At 35.2% G+C, this 19,177-nt stretch carries 22 protein-coding genes; 1 reads left to right on the plus strand and 21 read right to left on the minus strand.

Going from position 1 to position 19,177, the window contains the following annotated elements:
- On the plus strand, positions 1-504 hold a 504-nt coding region (locus DL92_RS0110040), incomplete at its 5' end, for a transposase (protein ID WP_026667586.1).
- Between the two features lie 194 nt (positions 505-698).
- Here DL92_RS0110040 and DL92_RS0110045 read toward each other — a convergent pair.
- The 21 genes from DL92_RS0110045 to DL92_RS0110150 all read right to left on the minus strand — a co-directional run bounded on the left by DL92_RS0110045 (position 699) and on the right by DL92_RS0110150 (position 19,175).
- Complete coding sequence (locus tag DL92_RS0110045) at positions 699-1,769, minus strand: SH3 domain-containing protein (protein ID WP_026667587.1); 1,071 nt, start codon at positions 1,767-1,769, stop codon at positions 699-701.
- A 234-nt stretch (positions 1,770-2,003) separates the two neighbouring features.
- The gene (locus tag DL92_RS0110050; protein WP_026667588.1) at positions 2,004-3,401 is read right to left on the minus strand and encodes a nuclease-related domain-containing protein; all 1,398 of its coding nucleotides are present in this window, start codon (positions 3,399-3,401) and stop codon (positions 2,004-2,006) included.
- Positions 3,402-3,433: 32 nt separating this feature from the next.
- The gene (locus DL92_RS0110055) at positions 3,434-3,829 is read right to left on the minus strand and encodes a hypothetical protein (protein WP_026667589.1); all 396 of its coding nucleotides are present in this window, start codon (positions 3,827-3,829) and stop codon (positions 3,434-3,436) included.
- Between the two features lie 677 nt (positions 3,830-4,506).
- On the minus strand, positions 4,507-5,724 hold the full coding sequence (locus DL92_RS0110065; RefSeq protein WP_026667590.1) for a hypothetical protein: 1,218 nt from the start codon (positions 5,722-5,724) through the stop codon (positions 4,507-4,509).
- Between the two features lie 54 nt (positions 5,725-5,778).
- The gene (locus DL92_RS18950) at positions 5,779-6,390 is read right to left on the minus strand and encodes an HD-GYP domain-containing protein (protein WP_155841103.1); all 612 of its coding nucleotides are present in this window, start codon (positions 6,388-6,390) and stop codon (positions 5,779-5,781) included.
- Positions 6,391-6,592: 202 nt separating this feature from the next.
- Complete coding sequence (locus DL92_RS21060; RefSeq protein WP_155841105.1) at positions 6,593-6,748, minus strand: hypothetical protein; 156 nt, start codon at positions 6,746-6,748, stop codon at positions 6,593-6,595.
- Positions 6,749-6,810: 62 nt separating this feature from the next.
- Entirely contained in the window at positions 6,811-8,013 is a 1,203-nt protein-coding gene (locus tag DL92_RS0110080) for a hypothetical protein (RefSeq protein ID WP_026667592.1), read from the minus strand.
- Positions 8,014-8,185: 172 nt separating this feature from the next.
- Positions 8,186-8,752, minus strand: coding sequence for a tyrosine-type recombinase/integrase (locus DL92_RS0110085; RefSeq protein WP_026667593.1), 567 nt, complete (start codon positions 8,750-8,752; stop codon positions 8,186-8,188).
- A 219-nt stretch (positions 8,753-8,971) separates the two neighbouring features.
- Positions 8,972-9,637 carry a hypothetical protein gene (locus DL92_RS0110090; protein WP_026667594.1) on the minus strand — a complete coding sequence of 222 codons (666 nt, stop codon included), beginning with the start codon at positions 9,635-9,637 and terminating at the stop codon, positions 8,972-8,974.
- Positions 9,638-9,929: 292 nt separating this feature from the next.
- Positions 9,930-10,685, minus strand: coding sequence for a hypothetical protein (locus tag DL92_RS0110095; protein WP_026667595.1), 756 nt, complete (start codon positions 10,683-10,685; stop codon positions 9,930-9,932).
- A gap of 31 nt (positions 10,686-10,716) precedes the next feature.
- Positions 10,717-11,364 (minus strand): hypothetical protein, encoded by a 648-nt coding sequence (locus DL92_RS0110100; RefSeq protein WP_026667596.1) that lies wholly within the window; start codon positions 11,362-11,364, stop codon positions 10,717-10,719.
- Between the two features lie 9 nt (positions 11,365-11,373).
- Complete coding sequence (locus DL92_RS0110105; RefSeq protein WP_026667597.1) at positions 11,374-11,670, minus strand: hypothetical protein; 297 nt, start codon at positions 11,668-11,670, stop codon at positions 11,374-11,376.
- Positions 11,667-12,098 carry a thermonuclease family protein gene (locus DL92_RS20305; protein WP_081816880.1) on the minus strand — a complete coding sequence of 144 codons (432 nt, stop codon included), beginning with the start codon at positions 12,096-12,098 and terminating at the stop codon, positions 11,667-11,669. The genes DL92_RS0110105 and DL92_RS20305 overlap by 4 nt, the downstream gene beginning before the upstream one ends.
- A 41-nt stretch (positions 12,099-12,139) precedes the next feature.
- Positions 12,140-12,484 carry a hypothetical protein gene (locus DL92_RS0110115; protein ID WP_026667598.1) on the minus strand — a complete coding sequence of 115 codons (345 nt, stop codon included), beginning with the start codon at positions 12,482-12,484 and terminating at the stop codon, positions 12,140-12,142.
- A 38-nt stretch (positions 12,485-12,522) separates the two neighbouring features.
- Positions 12,523-13,110: a hypothetical protein gene (locus tag DL92_RS0110120; RefSeq protein ID WP_026667599.1), complete on the minus strand. Its 588-nt coding sequence runs from the start codon at positions 13,108-13,110 to the stop codon at positions 12,523-12,525.
- 14 nt (positions 13,111-13,124) lie between these two features.
- Entirely contained in the window at positions 13,125-14,648 is a 1,524-nt protein-coding gene (locus DL92_RS0110125; protein ID WP_026667600.1) for a hypothetical protein, read from the minus strand.
- Positions 14,649-14,951: 303 nt separating this feature from the next.
- Positions 14,952-16,127 carry a hypothetical protein gene (locus tag DL92_RS0110130; protein ID WP_026667601.1) on the minus strand — a complete coding sequence of 392 codons (1,176 nt, stop codon included), beginning with the start codon at positions 16,125-16,127 and terminating at the stop codon, positions 14,952-14,954.
- A gap of 183 nt (positions 16,128-16,310) precedes the next feature.
- The gene (locus tag DL92_RS0110135; protein ID WP_026667602.1) at positions 16,311-17,594 is read right to left on the minus strand and encodes a hypothetical protein; all 1,284 of its coding nucleotides are present in this window, start codon (positions 17,592-17,594) and stop codon (positions 16,311-16,313) included.
- A 55-nt stretch (positions 17,595-17,649) separates the two neighbouring features.
- Positions 17,650-18,111: an HNH endonuclease gene (locus DL92_RS0110140; protein ID WP_026667603.1), complete on the minus strand. Its 462-nt coding sequence runs from the start codon at positions 18,109-18,111 to the stop codon at positions 17,650-17,652.
- A gap of 13 nt (positions 18,112-18,124) precedes the next feature.
- On the minus strand, positions 18,125-18,475 hold the full coding sequence (locus DL92_RS0110145; protein ID WP_026667604.1) for a hypothetical protein: 351 nt from the start codon (positions 18,473-18,475) through the stop codon (positions 18,125-18,127).
- Positions 18,468-19,175 carry a hypothetical protein gene (locus DL92_RS0110150; RefSeq protein ID WP_026667605.1) on the minus strand — a complete coding sequence of 236 codons (708 nt, stop codon included), beginning with the start codon at positions 19,173-19,175 and terminating at the stop codon, positions 18,468-18,470. The genes DL92_RS0110145 and DL92_RS0110150 overlap by 8 nt, the downstream gene beginning before the upstream one ends.
- Positions 19,176-19,177 lie beyond the last annotated feature (2 nt).

Below are 19,177 nucleotides of genomic sequence, written 5' to 3' on the forward strand. Positions count from 1 at the left end.
CTAAGGAAAAAGGATTCAGTAGCCTTTTATGAGCTTAAATTTAGAATCGTACGATTCAAGATTACTGAAGACACATATGAAACCGTAATTACTAACTTGGACGCTAAGGAATATACGCCAACAAATTTAAAAAAGTTATATGCAGCCAGATGGGGGATAGAAACTTCATTTAGAGATTTAAAATATACTATTGGAATGCTAGATTTTCATTCAAAAAAGGTGATGTGTATTCAGCAAGAAATATACGCACATCTGATAATGTATAACTTTGCGGAAATGATTACCTCGCACGTAGTCATTGAAAAAAAGCAAAGAAAATATACATACAAAGCGAACTTTACCGTTGCTGCTCATGTCTGCAGACTATTCTTGCGTGAAAAAACGACATCACCTAATTTAGAAACTATAATAGCTAGAAATATAATTCCAGTTAGACCTAATAGGCATCGTAAACGAATACTGACAGGAAAAGTATTTCATAGTTTCTTATATAGAGTAGCATAAATAATCAAAATAAAACATGATTAGTAGGTGGATTTTAGATCCGCCTGTTTGTTATGCCTAAAAAGGAAGAAACGGGAATGAAGGTTATCATCTTCATTCCCGTTTCTCTCATCCAAAGCATTATCCCAATGTTAACTTAATGACATTGATACTAAAGTAATAGAGAGCTTTTAATGCTTATTTATATAAAGTATTTAATGTTTCTTTTTGTATAGAACAACTCCTGCGAAGCTACCACCAATAGCAACTACACATCCACTGATAATTCCAATAAGCAAATTTGTTTTGGCTGGTATCTCCTGTGTTTCAAGAATTTCTCCGCAAACAGTACACTTTTTTACTTTCTCCCCAGCTTTTGTAAGACTAGGCTCTTTTGATACCTCCCAATCGCCAGGTACATGCTCCTGCATCGGAATTTCTTCTGTATAGCTATCACCCTTTTCGCTCGTATATGTGTTGATTCCCTTCTCAGTACATGTTGCTTCTTTTGTTATTTCAGAAGTATATGTAGGTTCCTCTTCTTTGGGTTCTTCTTTTAGTTCCTCTTCTGAAGCTTCTTCTGCCTTTATTTCTTCAACAACTTGTGCAACAGCCAAGGGATTCTCTCCCTCGACTGTTGTTGTGACAACTTCACCGTTTTTTTCGACTGTCTGAACTGTGACCTTTTTGGGATCGTCTGTTGTAAGTAGTGAATTCGAAATATATGCTTCTGCTCCAGAAGAAGTTGTAATTCTGTACCACCCCGTCGAAGCTTTACCAGTAACTTTTACTTCTTCATATTTTTTCAATGAGCCTATTTTATCATATGTGGTATCAGCTCCTGAACGGATGTTACAATTCTTTGTTGTCCATGCTGTATATGGTTCAACATCCTCAACAGTAAATTCAGTTTTTGTTTTTTTATTAGATTTATTCTGCTCAGTAGTTGGTGTATTATTTGGAGTATTGCTTGATGATGTGACAGGTATTCCTGCATTTGTAAAATCATCTATATAGTCCTTAAAATACCCTTCCTCTATAAACTTATTTACACCAACAACGGTCGTATTATCATGATATGTATTCCAACCAATAATAATCCTTTCAACAGCTCCTGCCTCCCCTTCATTCTTAATTATTATTACCAATGTCGAAATAAAATCTCTTTCAGCTTCAGACATTCCCTTAACTGAAATATCTGCTGCATAACACATATTTGTGCTTACGTTAAAAATCGTAATAGCTATTAGTATTATCGTTAAAATAGAAATAATTCTAGTCTTCATATCACATATCTCCTTGTCTATACTTATCTTAATCTTATGTCAATATTTGCGTTTTCACACTTCTATTATACCACAAATATATATTTGTCAAGCATTTGCGGTATAGTATACTTCTATTTTATATCTGTCAATTTGTGAAACATCAGAAAATATAATACAGCCTCCCCTTCTCCTTTAAGCGTAGGAGAACACTGCATTAAAAAAGTTTTTAATCACCATTATTGGAGAGGCTTTTCAACTAACTTCTACTACTTTTTCTTTGCCCTGTAGTACATCTATTGCATATTGCATCTTCTCCATTTTTTCAGGCGCGATTTCAGGACTCAGAATCTGCTTGTATTTATGTTCCTTTTTCATATTGGCTTCGATGTATTCTTTTACATCTTTTATCATCTCATCACTCAAGCCACAGTTATTGCTCTTTACTGCTCTATCTATAAGCACAGGTCTATAAATCGGGAAATTTATAGCATTTTCTTCTATCTCAAAATCATTGTTTGCAATAACTATGATGCACTTAACTGCATCTTCTGCGGCTACTCCATGCTTCTCGCAGACTTTTTCTAGTAGCTTTGTGAGATAGATTCGATGATTCTCAGCCTGCTCTAATATGTTCTGTTCCTCGTTCTGAAGTATCACTCCATGTTTATTCTTATGGATTACTCTTCCATCAGGCTTTATGCTTATTGAGCCGAATTGATAGTTTTTAATCTCGATAGTATATATAGCATTTGAGCAAAGAAGAATAATATCATTCTCAAATTCATATATATTACAATTACCTCCCCTTGCAGAAGCAACTATCGGTAACACTGCATTTTTAATGATAGTCCAATCTTTATCATACTTTTTGACTACTTTTTCAACCGCTTTCTCGCCACTATAACCTATCAGCGCCGATTTTTTAGCAAATTCATAATTGTTATACAGCTGTGCGAGCTTATCCATATAGCAGATAAAGTCTTCCGCCTCTTCTTCCACATAATATGGGTCTTCAAATAATTTATATTCTGCCCACTCTTCAATTATCTTGCTCAGCGGATTCTCTTTATCATTTGTCACGTAGTCAATATATTCACTGTTAGTACAGACTGTGGTTCTTTCTTCTAAACTTTCTATATCAAAGCCTTCAAAGATTTTCCTGCGTCTTTCTTTATATTGCTTACGCCTCTCAAATTCTTCCTGTTGTTTTTTGAGAAGTTGTTCCTTGTTCTGCTTTATTAAATCTGTTATAAATTCTACTTCAAGGCCTTTACAATAAGGTTCATCTACTAAATTGAAATGTTCAAATTTAATGGTCTCAACATGCTGACTTCCATCTGTCTTGATTATCACTAATTCAAAAGTTTGCTGAGTCAAAAACTTGAATTCTTCTCTATCATTTGGAAATTGCCACTTTAATAAATCCGTTTTCCAGTTACTTTTTACAAAACTATCCAGCTCAGCATAGTGTATTCGTTCAACAACGCCTTTCATATCAATATCATAACCACTACGCAGGTATTGAACTGGAGGGTACTCATACATAGGCGAATTCAAAGCATTCTCATATTTTTTCTTTGCATTCGTAGATGAAGTGTATGATTTATATAAGAAAATAAGTATTAAAGCATAAATTATAATTGTATCCATGGTAGTCCCCTTTTCAGCTTATGTTAAGAGATTTATGTATCACTGATAGTTGCTGTGATAAGATAGCCACCCTGTTTATTTAGATGAATCGTTCTATCAAGATAATTACCATCTTGAAAAACAATTCTCACTTTATGGTCCCTATCTACATAATTGCCAGTGAAATTGGCTTCTCTAGAAGTGAGATCGGTCACATACCATTTTGCAGGATTCTTACTTTTGTATTTTTCCTTGATCGCACTATCCATCACAAGATATTGCATTTCATAAGCAAGCTGAGACGTATACTGGCTCAGATTACCAGCAGTTTTATCGAATTCTTTTATAGGGATTTCCGATAGTTTATCACGATACTTTCGTGCTGTACGGCGAAAAACAATGGATAATAATAACAGACCAAAGAACAGTTCAGAATAATTAGATAACATGATGTCGATCCTTTCTAGCGCTTTTAGATATTTTCAGAATAAATTGTACTTTTTCAGTATATATCTATACTTTTGGCGACACAACAAAAAGATGTAAGAATAATCATTTTTCAAATCATAAAAAAGTGTTTTATTAATATTCCTGTGATTCATACTTTTCCTCCTTTACAAAAAAAAACAGAGTATTTGCCCTGTAAGCAAAAACTCTGTAAAAATAACTGTTATTAAATAAATAAAATAAATTTAAAACCGTACAAGTACACTTTACTATATTTTCCCAATAATTTCAAGCTTTAATTGCATCTACATTGAATAAGACCTTTTTTGTATATGAGTAACAGCGGGAACAGGATTAGTATCATTCCCAAAATAATGACAATATAGTATTGTTTCACCTCGCATTAAATATGCATCCACAACATAAGCATATTTTTGTTGAATTAGATCTCATTTTTTAAGCCTATTTATTTCCCTTTATCAATCGATACAAATATGCACTTTTTTTATCTTCCTCAATTTTAGATAGCTTACGTTTAAGCCTCTTAGTAACTCCATCCATCTTTATTGAATTTATATCAAATACTTTCAGTAGAAAAATAAAGTGGTGTTTCATTATAACTGCTCCTAAATCTATCCCCACCTATAGCAGCGGAGGACTATTTCTTGCTCTCGACGTATTAAAAACACTTATAAACACATGCTACACTTTGACGATTGTATTCTCCCTTACCTGGAATACCTTCCCCTCCTATGTAAATAGTAACGGTACTACTGTTAGCCCTAATTAGTAATACTAGATTAGTTGTCCATCGATCACGCATAATCGATATGTTCTCCTGAAAATCATCAGCATGTCGGTACCCACCATAAATTGAAATTTCGTGTGCGTTAAAATATCCGGCCAACATCATGTCAACTATATAGTAACTTCCACTATTTGCAGCAAATGAAAAAGACTTTCTATCAGTAAGTATGATGTCTCTATTAATTACACACGGATTTATTGAATTCAGAGTCTCATTCCTTCCAGCATTTTTACCATTATTATATCCTTCTGTTTGTCCTTCTTTATATCCTACAGCATGGCCATCTTTATATCCTGCATCACGACCTTCTTTGACTCCTGAATCATATGCATTAAAAGTACTTATTGTGCCACTTGTATAAGGCTTATCTATTACTAAAGTAGCTTTCCCTGCTGGATTCCAGTCAAGCGTCTCACCAGAGATTACATTATTTATAGTCATTCCATTTCCATAGTACCCACTTGGAAGCACTAACTGCTGGTTTTTATCAAGATTTATTTCCGTTGCTCCCGCAAGGTTTATAGACTGTGATCCACTTGATACTGAAGAAGTTGCTTTCTTACTTTTAAAATCTCCTGCATTAATCTTTGCTGTCATCTCTGATTCGGCACCCGTAACGCTTGTTTTCATCTGCCCAATCAGTTCTTCCAAAGTATAATTAGTAACCGCCGCATTTTTTGCAGATGTAGTCGTTCCAACCCAGTCTGTAGTCCCTGCATGTGAATTTACAGCGCCAGCATCTGTTCTTGAAACATATATATTCATATCCTCAAGACTCTGTGCAATGTTGGTTTTAGCCTTTGCTACAGCACTATCAATCGCGGATAGATTATTGTATATATCCCCTGCTGTCGCGGAATAGTTTTCCAAAGTCTTATTATTTGCATTGATCGCATTATCTAAAATATAGATATCAGATGAATCAATATTTATATCAGCTTCATCTGTGATTGTTCCTTTTGATCTGTATATTGCTTCGCTTTCTCCCGTTTCAGCATAAACATCTGTTGAAAATGGCAATAGTACATCTAAGATCATTACCGAAACCGTACCTACGATTATTGGAATTCGGTATTTTTGATTGCCCATAATTTATATATCCTCCTAAGAGCCTTTATTCCCGACTTTATTTGTATAGTATACCTACGCAAATAAAATCTCTTGTGTCTTATCTACTGATGATTCCACTATACCTTCTTGGAGCAATGATAAAACCACTTTGTTTATCCCGTTATCGGCTTCAAGTATCTCCAATGCTTTTGATGCAGATAATGCTTTCCTATAACATCTATCAGATGTCATCGCTTCATACATATCGCAGACAGTTACAATCTGTGTATATATCAAGATTTCTTTCTTCTCCAAAGAACAGGGATACCCGCTCCCGTCTATCTTTTCGTGATGTGACCTGATTATCTCAAGAGCTACATTACTAAGAGACGTGTTCTTTAGGAGCTTATATCCTATTGTTGTATGTGTTTCCGTGTATGCCCTCTCATCCTTTGTCAAAACACCAACTTTATATAGTATTTTTTTGTTGAGCTTAACTTTTCCTGCATCATGCAACAATGCTCCTACATATATCTCTATAAGCTCTGCAAGGTTGAACCCATATCCTATACCAACCATAGTGCTTAAAACAGCAACGTTTTCACAATGCCTAAGCAGCCCCTCATCTTTGGCAATCTTTTTATATACTGTAGCTACTTCTTCGTCTTGATAAACTTCATCAAGCGCAAAACCTCTAATCTTCATTATCTTTTTTGCAACTTCTTCATCCCTTATACAAAACAAATTTACACCTTCGCTTTCTGCTTTTCGTTAGTTAAATTTGAAAACAACTGCTTCGCTTACGCGATCATATTGTCCCTTACCAGGAGCTTCTGCTCCTCCTAAAGTAACAGTAATATTGCCACCATTGGCTTTAAGAACTAATACTATATTTGTTGTCCATCGGTCACTTCGAATTCCGTAATATCCGCTCGGCAACACGACCTGCTGGTTTTTTTTCTGTTTTTCCGCTTTCAGCTGATATGCTTGTAGTAAATAGCATTGTTGCAATCTGCGCTATTGATAAAAGCATTATAAAACGTTTTCCCAAAAATCTTGCCATGTTTTTTCTTCCTTATCCCCGGAATTAAATCCTGCATCAGGCTTAACTTATTACCATTGATATTAATATCTCACCTCTGCAGCCACAAGAGTATCACCTGAGCCTATTGAAATTGCATTTGTAGTTGTATATTCGCCTTCAGGTTTTCCGCAACAAACTTTAGCCTGTGGACATCTCCCATTTACCAAATGGTTATAAAATCTACCATCTGTTCCGTCATGACCGGGCCATCCATTACCACTACTATCAGTCCAGGACTGTTTGCATACAGAACATCTTGTAGTGCTTTCCCACTTTTTTACCACAGAATGTCCATCCCCCTGCGGTCTATTTCCTTTCCATTCAGAATGTTCAGGTATAGCCTCTTCATAACAATAACTTCCATGCGTGTGCCTAACTCTATAAGTAATATTGACATTTGGTCTATTCGCAACCGCCGTTGCAGCTCCATCCGCACATCCAGCTTTATAACCTGTATCGTAACCTTTTTTATACGCATTTTCAGTACTTATAACTCCACTTGTATAGGGTCTGTCTATTACTTTAGTGTCTTTGCCTTCCGGATTCCAATTAAGTGTTTCACCGGAAATGACATTATTTATTGTCATACCATTTCCGTAATAACCACTTGGAAGTACAACCTGTTGGTTCTTATCAAGATTAATTTCTGTCATTCCCGAAAGATTCACTGATTGTGATCCGCTTGTAATTGAAGACGTTGCACTCTTACCCTTAAAATCACCAGCATTGATCTTTGCTGTCATCTCAGAACCACTGCCGGTTACACTAATCTTCATCTGTCTGATCAGTTCTTCCAAAGTATAATTTGCTACCGCTGCACTTTTTGCAGCCATAGTTGTTCCTACCCAGTCAGTAGTACCTGCATGTGAGTTTATTGCACCTGCATCATTCCTTGAAACATATATGTTCATGTCTTCGAGGTTTTGAGCAATTTCCGTTTTGGCTTTTGCTATGGCACTATCAATTGCAGAAAGATTATTATATATATCACCTGCAGTTGACGCATAATTCTCTACCGTTCTATTGTTCGCTGCTATAGCGTTATCCAAGGTATAAATATCTGTAGAATCAATATTTATACTCGACTCATCAGTAACCGTTCCTTTTGACTTATATTCTGTCCCTGTAGTTCCAGTTCCCGCCGCCGCACGTATAGAAAATATCAGCGTTGTAACCGCAACAAGTAATAACGTCACCACAAGCGCCCTAAATAACCTATTTGATTTTTCAACCATTTTAGTCATAAATTTCACTCCTTACTACATACATTTTTGAATAGTATACAGACAGCAAGCTTATAAATAACTGTATAAGCATCATAGAATTCGTCAGCAAGTTCTCTTTATTGACATTTAGAGTATACTATACTTTTCATAATAAGACAATGCACCCTTTGACAGCCCAAATTGGGCTATTTCATCTCAAAATCATATGGTTTAATATTGCTTCTTCCTGCATCTGTGAAGAAATCCTAATATATCTTTGCGTAGTTGCTACGCTACTATGCTGTAAAAGTTGCTGAACAAGCATAATATCGTGATTATTATGATTATAGATATCTGTCGCATAAAATTTTCTAAAACTGTGTGTGCCAATATTATCATATCCAAGATAGTCTGAAACTTTTTGAAGATACTTCTGAACAGTCCTCTCACATATTGGAAATAGACTCTCTGTTTCTTTAATATTATTTTCTATAGCATATATTTTTATGTACTGATATATAGGAAGTGGAACAGTAAATGTTCTCTTCTTATGAGTTTTTTGCTCGGTGATGTTTAGTCTATACCTGTCTCCATCTAGGATTATGTCATTTAATCTAAGCTTTAAGATATCTTCTATTCGTAGCCCTAAATTAGCTTCAAGTACTAAAGCGGTAGCTATCCTGTCATTTTTCCTAAAGTACGATCCTCCGGCTCGCATAGTGCTTATAATTTCATCATATTGTTCCCTTGTAAGTGCAACGGTTGTCTTATTAGCCATTTTAACCTCTATAATAAGTTCGTATTTTCTATATAAAAAAGTTCGTATAAATTTTACTCTGACTTCTCAAGTCCAATTTTATCACATTTTTAGGTTCTTATAATATGTATTATACGTACTTTGCCTTTTGATATTTTATTGACTCATAAATTTCTTTTTTTACATATAAAAAAAGAGATGCATTACTGCATCTCTCCATGATATGATCCGTATCACATTTTACTTATTCATAATTATCTTCACATCATATACCTGCGGCAAAACAGCACATACCTTAGTATATATCTCAGCATCCTCCAGATCTTTATAGATACGCCTGCCTTCTTTTATTATTAATGAAGCTTTCGCCTCCAAGTTATACATAACAAGGTTCGTGATAAAAACAGCTTCGTCGGTCACCCCTTTAACTTTCTTGGCTTTATTCAGCGCCAAAACCAGTTCATCAATATCGATCTCTTCCGGATATTCCATTGCCACCTCATCTCCAAGCATAGGAATATACAACTTTTCAAAAGCTGTGAAATAATCCTTTTTGTCATATATAAAATAATTTTTTCTGTTCAAAACAGTTCTGCTTATAGATGTTTTAGGAATCTCAACTTTTTCAGCTATGTCTTGATATAGGATATTAGAAGCCTTTGCTGAAATCTTAAAAGATGCTGTTGAATAATATATGAAATCATCCGGAATCGTAATCGCATTAGGATGTGCCAAATACAACTTATACACTCCATCTGGTTTCATATTATAAATACCATCATTCTGATTCATGGCCATGCTAATCGTATATCTGTTGACTCCAGATATATCGCAGAGCTCCTTTTGTTTAATATTACCACCTTGCTCTGCTATTTTTTCTACATAGTCCAATAAATCTATAATCATTTACCCCTCCTTATAGATAGTACCCCTATATATTCCTACTTTTGTCATGGTTCTTCGTTTAACTTCTCATCTCAGCTATTTTCCTAAAACGAAATATATCTGCATACATGAACGCATAAGAAAGCCCCCTTCAATACTGTCCTTTAGCAAAACATTACGCAGATAATCCATAACTGATTTATTATCTTTACATCTTTACCAAATATTATATTATATCTATTTCCTTTTAATGAATAGTCAAATTAATTGAAACAAAGAACATTTTTTATTTGCAAAAACTGTGTTTTTAGAATCACATTATTTTACTTGTTCTTTGAATCACAAATGAACTGTGATCATCCATTACAAAATTTGCGTTTGTATATACATCAATAATCATCGAAAATGGTGTTCCAATCTCTATACTATCAACTCCAAGGAAATCTTCCACTTTCTTTATGTTCTTACAGTTATAAATGGCACCGATAACCTTCACTCTTACAATGTCGCTTTGCTCATCGTAATATACAAGGCTTTTGTCACTATATGCTTTTAATTCCATGACAAGCTCTGTATCTTTAGCAAAATTGATTATCATATCTGCGATATCTTCAGAGCCCTCATAATAATCCCCCGTTGAAGTATTTATGCAGCCAACACCATAACTTGCGTATTCGTCAAAAACCCCTTTGTACGTCTCATGATCGATTGTTTCATAATTAATATTGTAAATTTCTTCAAGGGCTTTCGCTATCCTATCAGATAAGACTCCCGCCTCTTCAGCTCCTATGTCATTTATATATTCCTTATTATTAATATAGGATTCTGTTTTTTTAAAAGGAAAAGAAAATACACTTGCAGGCACATAACTTGATCCGGAATACGATGTTTCATTTGCATAACCATCTGATACCTTAGCAGTCTTTTCCGTATCTTCCAGTAATATTTCTCCTGACTTATATAATTTCTTTACCGGAATTCTTCTAGTAAACCATATCGATAAAACTGCAGCTATAACCATGATAACTGCGAATGTCCAAAGCATCTTTTTCTTCTTTCTTGCTCTCATCACTTGTCCCCTTGCCTGTACATATCCATGCTTATATTATTTCCTCATCAATAAATCCGCTACTTGTCTTCCTAAAGCAAAAAGTCTTTCTTTTCTGTTCTTCACCATCAGAAGCAGGTTTTATAAACTCGACAACTACAGGAAGTGCATCCAATTGCCCATCCAAAAAGATTCTAAGTATCTTGAGAATCAATTTTTCAATATGGCGTTTTTTTGACAGATAAACTACATGGTGAGGCCTTCCTCTCAGATTATCATTAGGGTAACTCTTGATATAACAGGTATAACCTATTTCCACCATTTCATAACACATTTCAATAACTTCTCTATAAAAACCAATAAACAAATCATCTTTTTTTTCTATTGTGACACTCGCAAATTCCCGTATGCTCTCATATTCTTCCACTATACTATTGGCTCTGTCGGCAAGCTTCATTATTGGAGGCATCTTCTTGATCTCACTCTGAAGAGCAATCTCACTCTTAATGTTTTTCTTAGTATATTTTCCATATGTAGTCGCAAAAAGATATAGCTCAAATACATCCAGCGCATTATTCTCATCATATTTATCTGTATCAATAGAATAAAGAAACGCCAGTACATTATCTTTGTTATTTCTGTCTATTTGTAAATATCTCTGACTTAAATCCAGATATTTTTCTCTCAATTCTCTTCTCATACTAATGCCTCACGGATCTACTATATTGCTTTTCTCTGCTTGCTTGCTCAAATCTTCAACAATTCTTTCCAATTCACTTGTATCTTGAGCTTCTGTTTGCTTAGCTTCAATCTCCTCCTTCTTAGGAGGGCTAACTTCATCCATCACATATTTGGTCCCACTAGTATTTGTATCTAATTCTTTTTCATAGGAACCAATATATTGTACTTTCTCTTCCGAATTGTAAAAAAAACACCTTACTGCACAGCCTCCCACTACAGCTGTACATACCAATATGATTATTACAGGTAAAATATTTGACTTCATTTTTCCTCTCCAACTAACGCTCGATATTCATCGTATGCCCATAGCCCACGACAATTCTTATTTGCTTCATTTCTTATTGCCTTAAATTCTTTCGCATACTTGTCATTTGGTTCATATCCCATATCAATCGCATAACCATCTGAAAGTATTCTGGCATTGAGCATATTATTTATAGAAGACTGATCTTTAGAAAGCCACACATACGCTAATAATCTTCCATACTTGTCTATATCTTCTTTGTCATATTCTAAATACAATTCTTTTGTTCCATCTAAGATATTCTTTGTATGTTCACTAGCCATAAGTCCATATTCATTATTTTTCGCTTCATCCGTGTTTACCGATTCCGGCGTATCGATGCCTATCAGTCTTACTCTATATTCAAGGCCATCTCCAGCAACAACAGTTACTGTATCTCCGTCTGCAATATTAACTAACCTTACTTTTTCTAAAGAAGCTCTTTTATCATTTACCTTTGCTTTATCTTTTCTCTAATAATTTTATCAGCATAATCTCTAAGTCCTCTTATTGCATCTAATCCTGAAAAATGGGCTCTCCTGCCAATTTCAGTATGTTCGATAAGATCTGACATTATAGAGGCAAAATATGAAAAATCTTTCTTTGCTTCAGAAATCATCCCACTCTCTTCGGCAAAATTCTTAATGTCCTCTACATCATCATTTACCTGTTTAAGTACCTCTTGACCTTCCCTTATCTTTTCGAAGATCTGAGCCTGTTCTACAAAATGCTTAATTGATATCAAGGATGTTACTGCAAACATTACACCTATGATTGATCTAATTAAATGACGCATGTCTACCTCACTTTTCTCTCATTCAACAATCAGTGTTTTTAGATTCTCCGATTATTCCTAATAGTCTGAGCTGTTTGCTGCATACAAATCTCTTCATAACAGGCCCTGCACTTTTCCCTAAATAAAGCTGGGTTCTTATAAATCCAATAATCAGTTCCTTCTTCCCTATAAAAAAAGAACTTTCCATAACTCCAGATAGCCGCAAGCATTAGTGTTACGCATATAAACAATGCAGTAAAACTTTCCGCTTTTAGTAACACAAAGGTATACTCTAATACTATCCCAAACAATAATATCGATAATGTGCCCAGGTTAGGCCCGCTGATCGCAATCTTTTTTATCTCCGAATCCGTATAACAAATATAATTATTGCTTAGATCTGTTCGTCCTTTTACACCAAACTTCTTATTTCTAATGAATTCACAATTCTTTATCTTTAATAGTCCCCATTTTTGTATCATCAACAAAACATTTGCGTACCTAAGCTGAATTTTTCCATATACATTTTTGTCGTATCTACGTGCCATTAAAAAATGGCCCAGCTCATGAAAAAAAGTCGATTCATTATTCGCAAACCATAGCAATATAAGCATTTTACATACAAGAAAAGTCATCTGTATCAGCATTCTGCCTCCTCCTATCAGTAATTATCAATAAGATAGTACGCACTTGCCAATTCATTACTAATTGTTCCATCTCCTACCTCAAGAACATACTCAGAGCAGCCATTCGGAACAGCATAATATGCATATACTTCGTCTTTAAAATCAAGCATATATGTTCTCATAGGATATTTAATTCCCCTAAAAGTGAGCTTATTTCCATCTGCTCCAACAACTTTTATATTTAAGTATCCTTTCTTCCCTTGATCTTCCACTTTAACTAGGTGCCATGAACATCCTACAGGGGCTTCAAAATAAGAATACGGTACCACTTTTTCAGTACACGCTTTTTTTATCAGATTAACAGCCTCCTGCGCAGTACAAAGCGAAGAAACTTTTACTGCAACTGTCTCCTTGATTTTACCTGTCTGCACATCGGCATATCCCCAATTCCCAGGCTTTAGCATATCGTATACAGACGAATTATATATTTTGTTATCAGCTTTCTCCTCTTCTTTCTGGTTATTCAGAGTAATAATTTCTCCACGCTTTGTTTCTTGTTCATCGGCTTCAGTTGCATCCGCACTCTCTTCCGGTGTATCGACATCATCATCTTTTTCATCATCTGGCTTATCATCGCCGAAATCTATTGAAGAAGAATCAACTTCTATTATCTCCACCTCATCTTCACTTGTTGAATCCTCATTTGAATTATCAGTTGTACTTGAGCTATCTGCACTTATTTCTTCAAAGCTTGCATCACTACTGCTTTCTTCCATCGGCTCCTCTGATGTATTTTCTGTACTTGCATTAACAGCTGCTTCATCACCCTCTTCTATAGATACTTCCAGTGAAGCATCCATAGAGCTATCCTTCACCTCACTATCATTTTCTGTAGTCTGTCCGCCAAGCGATACTGCTACTGTATCCTGAGTTTTCTCTTTATCCGCAATCTTTAAAGAAGCCGCAATATAATTTATTGTGTCTTTTATATCATCACTTAAAGAATCATAATCAGTTCCAACCGAACCAATAAATAACGACCATTCATCTGTTCCATCAGAAATGACTACCAGTTTTCCTGCAAAATCATTATAGATTTCTGATGTTACAGATACCCCGCCATTAACAGTTGCAATAAACTTATATGTTCCATCTGCGGTATTATCAGTATAACTAAGCTTCTTTTTAGGTATATCAAACCAAATACCTAAAAGGTCATGCGATGTAACCGCCTCCTTTTTATCCTTAGCATTAGCCATATTAAAATCAGTGCCTTTTTCTACAGCTAATACAACCGATGATATGTTAAAGAGAAGATATTCAGACTCTCCATTCTTATATAGATAAGTCTGATCCTTTTCAAAGTTCATTTTTTCTGAAATATTTGTTACTGCTGTAGCATTTCCTACAGTTTTCGAATACATACTAAAAAGTATTCCTTCAATATCATTTATCGATGTATACCCTTGAGCATTACCTTCTGTATAAAGCTTAGCTCCACAAGCAGTAAGCATAACCATTATTACCACCATTAATATTACAATCGTTTTTCGCATCATATTCCCCTCTTATTTTGTTATTATGTATAGTATACCCATATGCACATATTGTCAATTATCATACATATTGAATACAATTGCTCAAACAAGCATCTTCTCTTATATCAATAGATTATCTATCGTAAAAATGGAGCTCTACGCTATTATCGTAAAACTCCATAAACACTCTCTATTTCATCCCCTTGTATAGACAGTCCAATTTGAACTGTACCATATCCAATGTAACGGTAAACTCTCTTGTATCGTGTGCTCCTTTATTTGCTTCGTGTAACGCATATACGAAGCTATGATTAAGCGATTGCTCTAATAAAAGGTTACACCTCCTTGACACCATGCGTGCCAGCTAGGCGAATTCGCATCCAATGTAATCTTAATTACATCGTTTTTATAAAAGCTAAGAGTGCGACCTGTTATATTCATTCTTCCCTGTTCGCTTCCGGAATATGAAACGCTTGTTCCTCTCGTCATATTATGTACTGTCAATGTGCCTGTTACGCCACCTGTTTGATTATCCCTCCAACCACCTGAAGCAATATAGTCTAAAGATACCGTTCCATCATATCCCATAGGTGGAGAAACCATATAAGAATTGCTAAAACAATCACAAGCTCTTCCTACCCACGCCAATGTATCCAATGTATAAGAACCTCTTCCAAATCCTGTATTTTGTCCTCTTCCTTCTGTTATTCCAGCAGCCTTTCCCGCAGCATAACCGGCATCATATGCATTAGATGTACTTATGGTGCCATTTGTGTAAGGCTTATCTATTACTAAAGTAGCTTTTCCTGTTGGATTCCAATTAAGTGTCTCCCCAGAAATAACATTGTTTATGGTCATCCCATTTCCGTAGTAACCACCTGGAAGCACTAACTGCTGATTTTTATCAAGATTTATTTCCGTTGCTCCCGCAAGTTTTATAGGCTGCGATCCACTTGATACTGAAGAAGTTGCTTTCTTACTTCTAAAATCCCCGGCATTAATCTTTGCAGTCATCTCTGAATTGGCGCCAGTAACGCTTGTTTTCATCTGCCCGATCAGTTCTTCCAAAGTATAATTAGCAACCGCTGCACTTTTTGCAGCTGTAGTCGTTCCAACCCAGTCTGTAGTCCCTGCATGTGAATTTACAGCACCAGCATCTGTTCTTGAAACATATATATTCATATCCTCAAGGCTCTGCGCAATGTTGGTTTTAGCCTTTGCTACAGCACTATCAATCGCGGATAGATTATTGTATATATCCCCTGCTGTCGCGGAATAGTTTTCCAAAGTCTTATTGTTTGCATCTATCGCATCGTCTAAAGTGTAGATATCTGTAGAATCAATATTTATATCATATTCATCAGTAACTGTACCTTTTGAATTGTATTCCGTCCCTGTCGCACCTGATTTGGCGGATACATCTGTAACAAACAATGTAGCTGATAATGATAATATTGTTGCAATATGTAATAAGCTCTTTTTTAATTTTCCTCTTACCATATCTACTATTTCCTCGTATAGTTTGTATGAAGTAAAAATATATCATATAAATCTTTTAATATATAAACTAACAATGTTTTCTAATAATCGCCTTCCCAGTGGCAGTTTCCGTCTCCATCAATAATGTAATCAACCCGTCGTCCATCAACATAGAAGATCTTAAATGCTGTACTTTATAAATCATCAGTATTTTAAACTTATATACTGTAAGACATACGAAAGAGTCGTAGTTGCAGTAACATAGCGATCTCCATAATTGCAACCATCCATATTTACAGAAACATGTGCATTTGAATTAAAAGTAATCGAATCAGCTCCATCTAATCCTGTAATTCCAAACAGATTGTATGTATCTGTAGAAGAACCTGAGAAAGACCTCGAAATAACTGTATTACCGCGATTTGTAGTAACTGAATAGTTAAGCGATGCTTCTATTTTAGGTTTATTAAATCCACCATAATATGCAGCTGATGAAATTCCTACTGTTACAATGATATTATTCAAAATTGCATAAGGAACTCCATTTCCATCTTTCAGGGTAAGTGGAATCACATCACTTATTGAGCTGTTTTTTTCATCTCTTGCCCATATTCCCTCGTTATTTCCTTTCGATGCATTAATATTTATATTTGACCTTCCACCTTGGGAGAACATATTGTTGCTATATAGCGAACTTGCAACTTTTGTAACAGCCTGATTACGCCCTGCATTATATGCGTTTTCGGTACTGATTGTTCCGCTGGTATACGCCCTGTTTATCGTTAATGTTGCAATACCTGATGGATTCCAGTTAAGCGTCTCACCGGAGATTACATTGTTTATTGTTATTCCATTTCCGTAATAACCGCTTGGAAGCACTAATTGCTGGTTTTTATCAAGATTTATTTCTGTTGCTCCTGCAAGGTTTATAGCCTGCGATCCGCTCGCGATTGAGGATGTTGCTCTCTTACTCCTAAAATCCCCGGCATTTATCTTTGCAGTCATCTCTGATCCGGCGCCGGTAACGCTTGTTTTCATCTGCCCGATCAGTTCTTCCAAAGTGTAATTAGCAACCGCAGCACTTTTTGCAGCCGTAGTCGTTCCAACCCAGTCTGTAGTCCCAGCATGTGAATTTACAGCGCCGGCATCTGTTCTTGAAACATATATATTCATATCCTCAAGACTCTGCGCAAGGTTTGTCTTGGCCTTTGACACGGCACTGTCAATCGCAGATAGATTATTGTATATATCTCCTGCCGTAACTGCATAGTTTTCCAATGTTTTATTATTTGCGTTTATCGCATTATCTAAAGTATAAATATCAGATGAATCAATATTTATATCAGCTTCATCAGTGATAGTCCCTTTTGAGCTGTATTCTGTTCCTGTAGAGCCAGTTTTAGCTGAAATATCTGTAACAAAAAGTACTGCTGAAACCAATGTTACTGCTGCACTTTTTAATACACACTTTCTAAAAGTTCCTATCATGAATCCCTCCAAAAGTAACCCATTTTTAATTGCACAATATACTACTATCACTCATCTACGAGCTTAATGCTTTCTGAATCGTAGCAAGTGAACACGAATACATATAGCAAAGTTCCCTCAATGACGGTGCTTTAGCCCTCTTTTTCCTCTCCTTTGTATAGTACATATCATTTATTTCTTTTATGGTCTTTTCATCAAACTTCTTTTCCTTATTATTCTTTCCTTTTGCGAATTCTTTCCTGCTCTCAAGGTACAGATTTTCAAAAGCGCAGTTCTTAGGATCACTATCCTTAAAACGCACTATAAACTTTCTAGAAACTTTTTCGCCGGAAAAAAGCTCATACATAAGTTTTGCCTTGAGTTTCTTCTCTGATTTCCCATCATGATTAATGTTTATATGAGAATAGGGATACGTAAAATAATATCCATTAACTTCTCTTCCATCAGGAGAAACTATCTTTCCGTTTCGATAAAAAGTATAACCATAGTATTCCTCTTTATTTGTTTCTAGTTTCATAGAGCACCTTCTCTCATAAGTGTTTCTTTTTGTGGAAACGCACAAGGTCTTCCCTTGCTTTTTCTATATCCTTATCCGTTGGCAATGATCTGATAATATTTCTTTCGTTTTCTTCCACTGGGACTTCTAAAGGTGCATTTTTCCTTCGTTCCTTCTTTTTATGTTTCCTACGTATCTCATTTCGAAAATTTAATAGCAATTCTTCTTTTCTTATTGTCCATATGACAACCGCTATGTTATATAGGACGTATACTAAAAAAATAATGCATACAATACAAAAAAAACTGATTCGTCCGCTCAAGGTATTATCCTTAATATTAAGTAACGTACTTATGTCCTTACCCATTATTTTCGTATTATCCATACATACTTCCTGCCTTTGGATTAGTTATTATATCTCCTAAAAGAAATGCATATAGAAGCTCCTCTTTTATTATTTCAAGCTTCTCTAAATTATCTTCTTTAAGACTCTTTCCGATTTCCTGCGTTAGCTCTACTGGAGACATAATATGAATCTCTTCTTTATATTCGGAAAGCCTCCTCTCCGTCTCAAAGAAATATTCTCTTAAAACTAATCCTATGAAATCTGGGGCATAGAAATTACCACATTTTTCATTGATGTCTTTTATGAGTTTTCTATATTCCTTTGATATATGAACTTGTGTCTTATAATTAAGGAGCGAATTGACAAGTATTTCTGCTATGCTATTCTTTTCATAGCCTTTTATAACTTTTTGTATCTTTTCTACTTCCTCAGATACCGCTTCATTATGTATTACCAGCCTATTTTCATAAGTAACAACAACCTGCGGGAAATATCCAAGGCATATCCTTGCTGCATACTCCTCACTGTTACAAAAAAGATTTCTTAATATATCTTCATACATATACTCAGTAACCGGAATAGTCTCTATAACACTTCCGGTATCATTGTCTACTATCTGTTGCTCACCTATTTTTACATTGATAAGTTTTCTACCTAATTCGTTTTCCTTGATATCGCTAGTGTCAATCTCCCACTTATCTATCTTCTTTTTAAAGGGTTTATATATGACCGTATTCATTA

This window comes from Butyrivibrio sp. AE2005 (assembly GCF_000686965.1).
Taxonomy (GTDB): domain Bacteria; phylum Bacillota; class Clostridia; order Lachnospirales; family Lachnospiraceae; genus Butyrivibrio; species Butyrivibrio hungatei_A.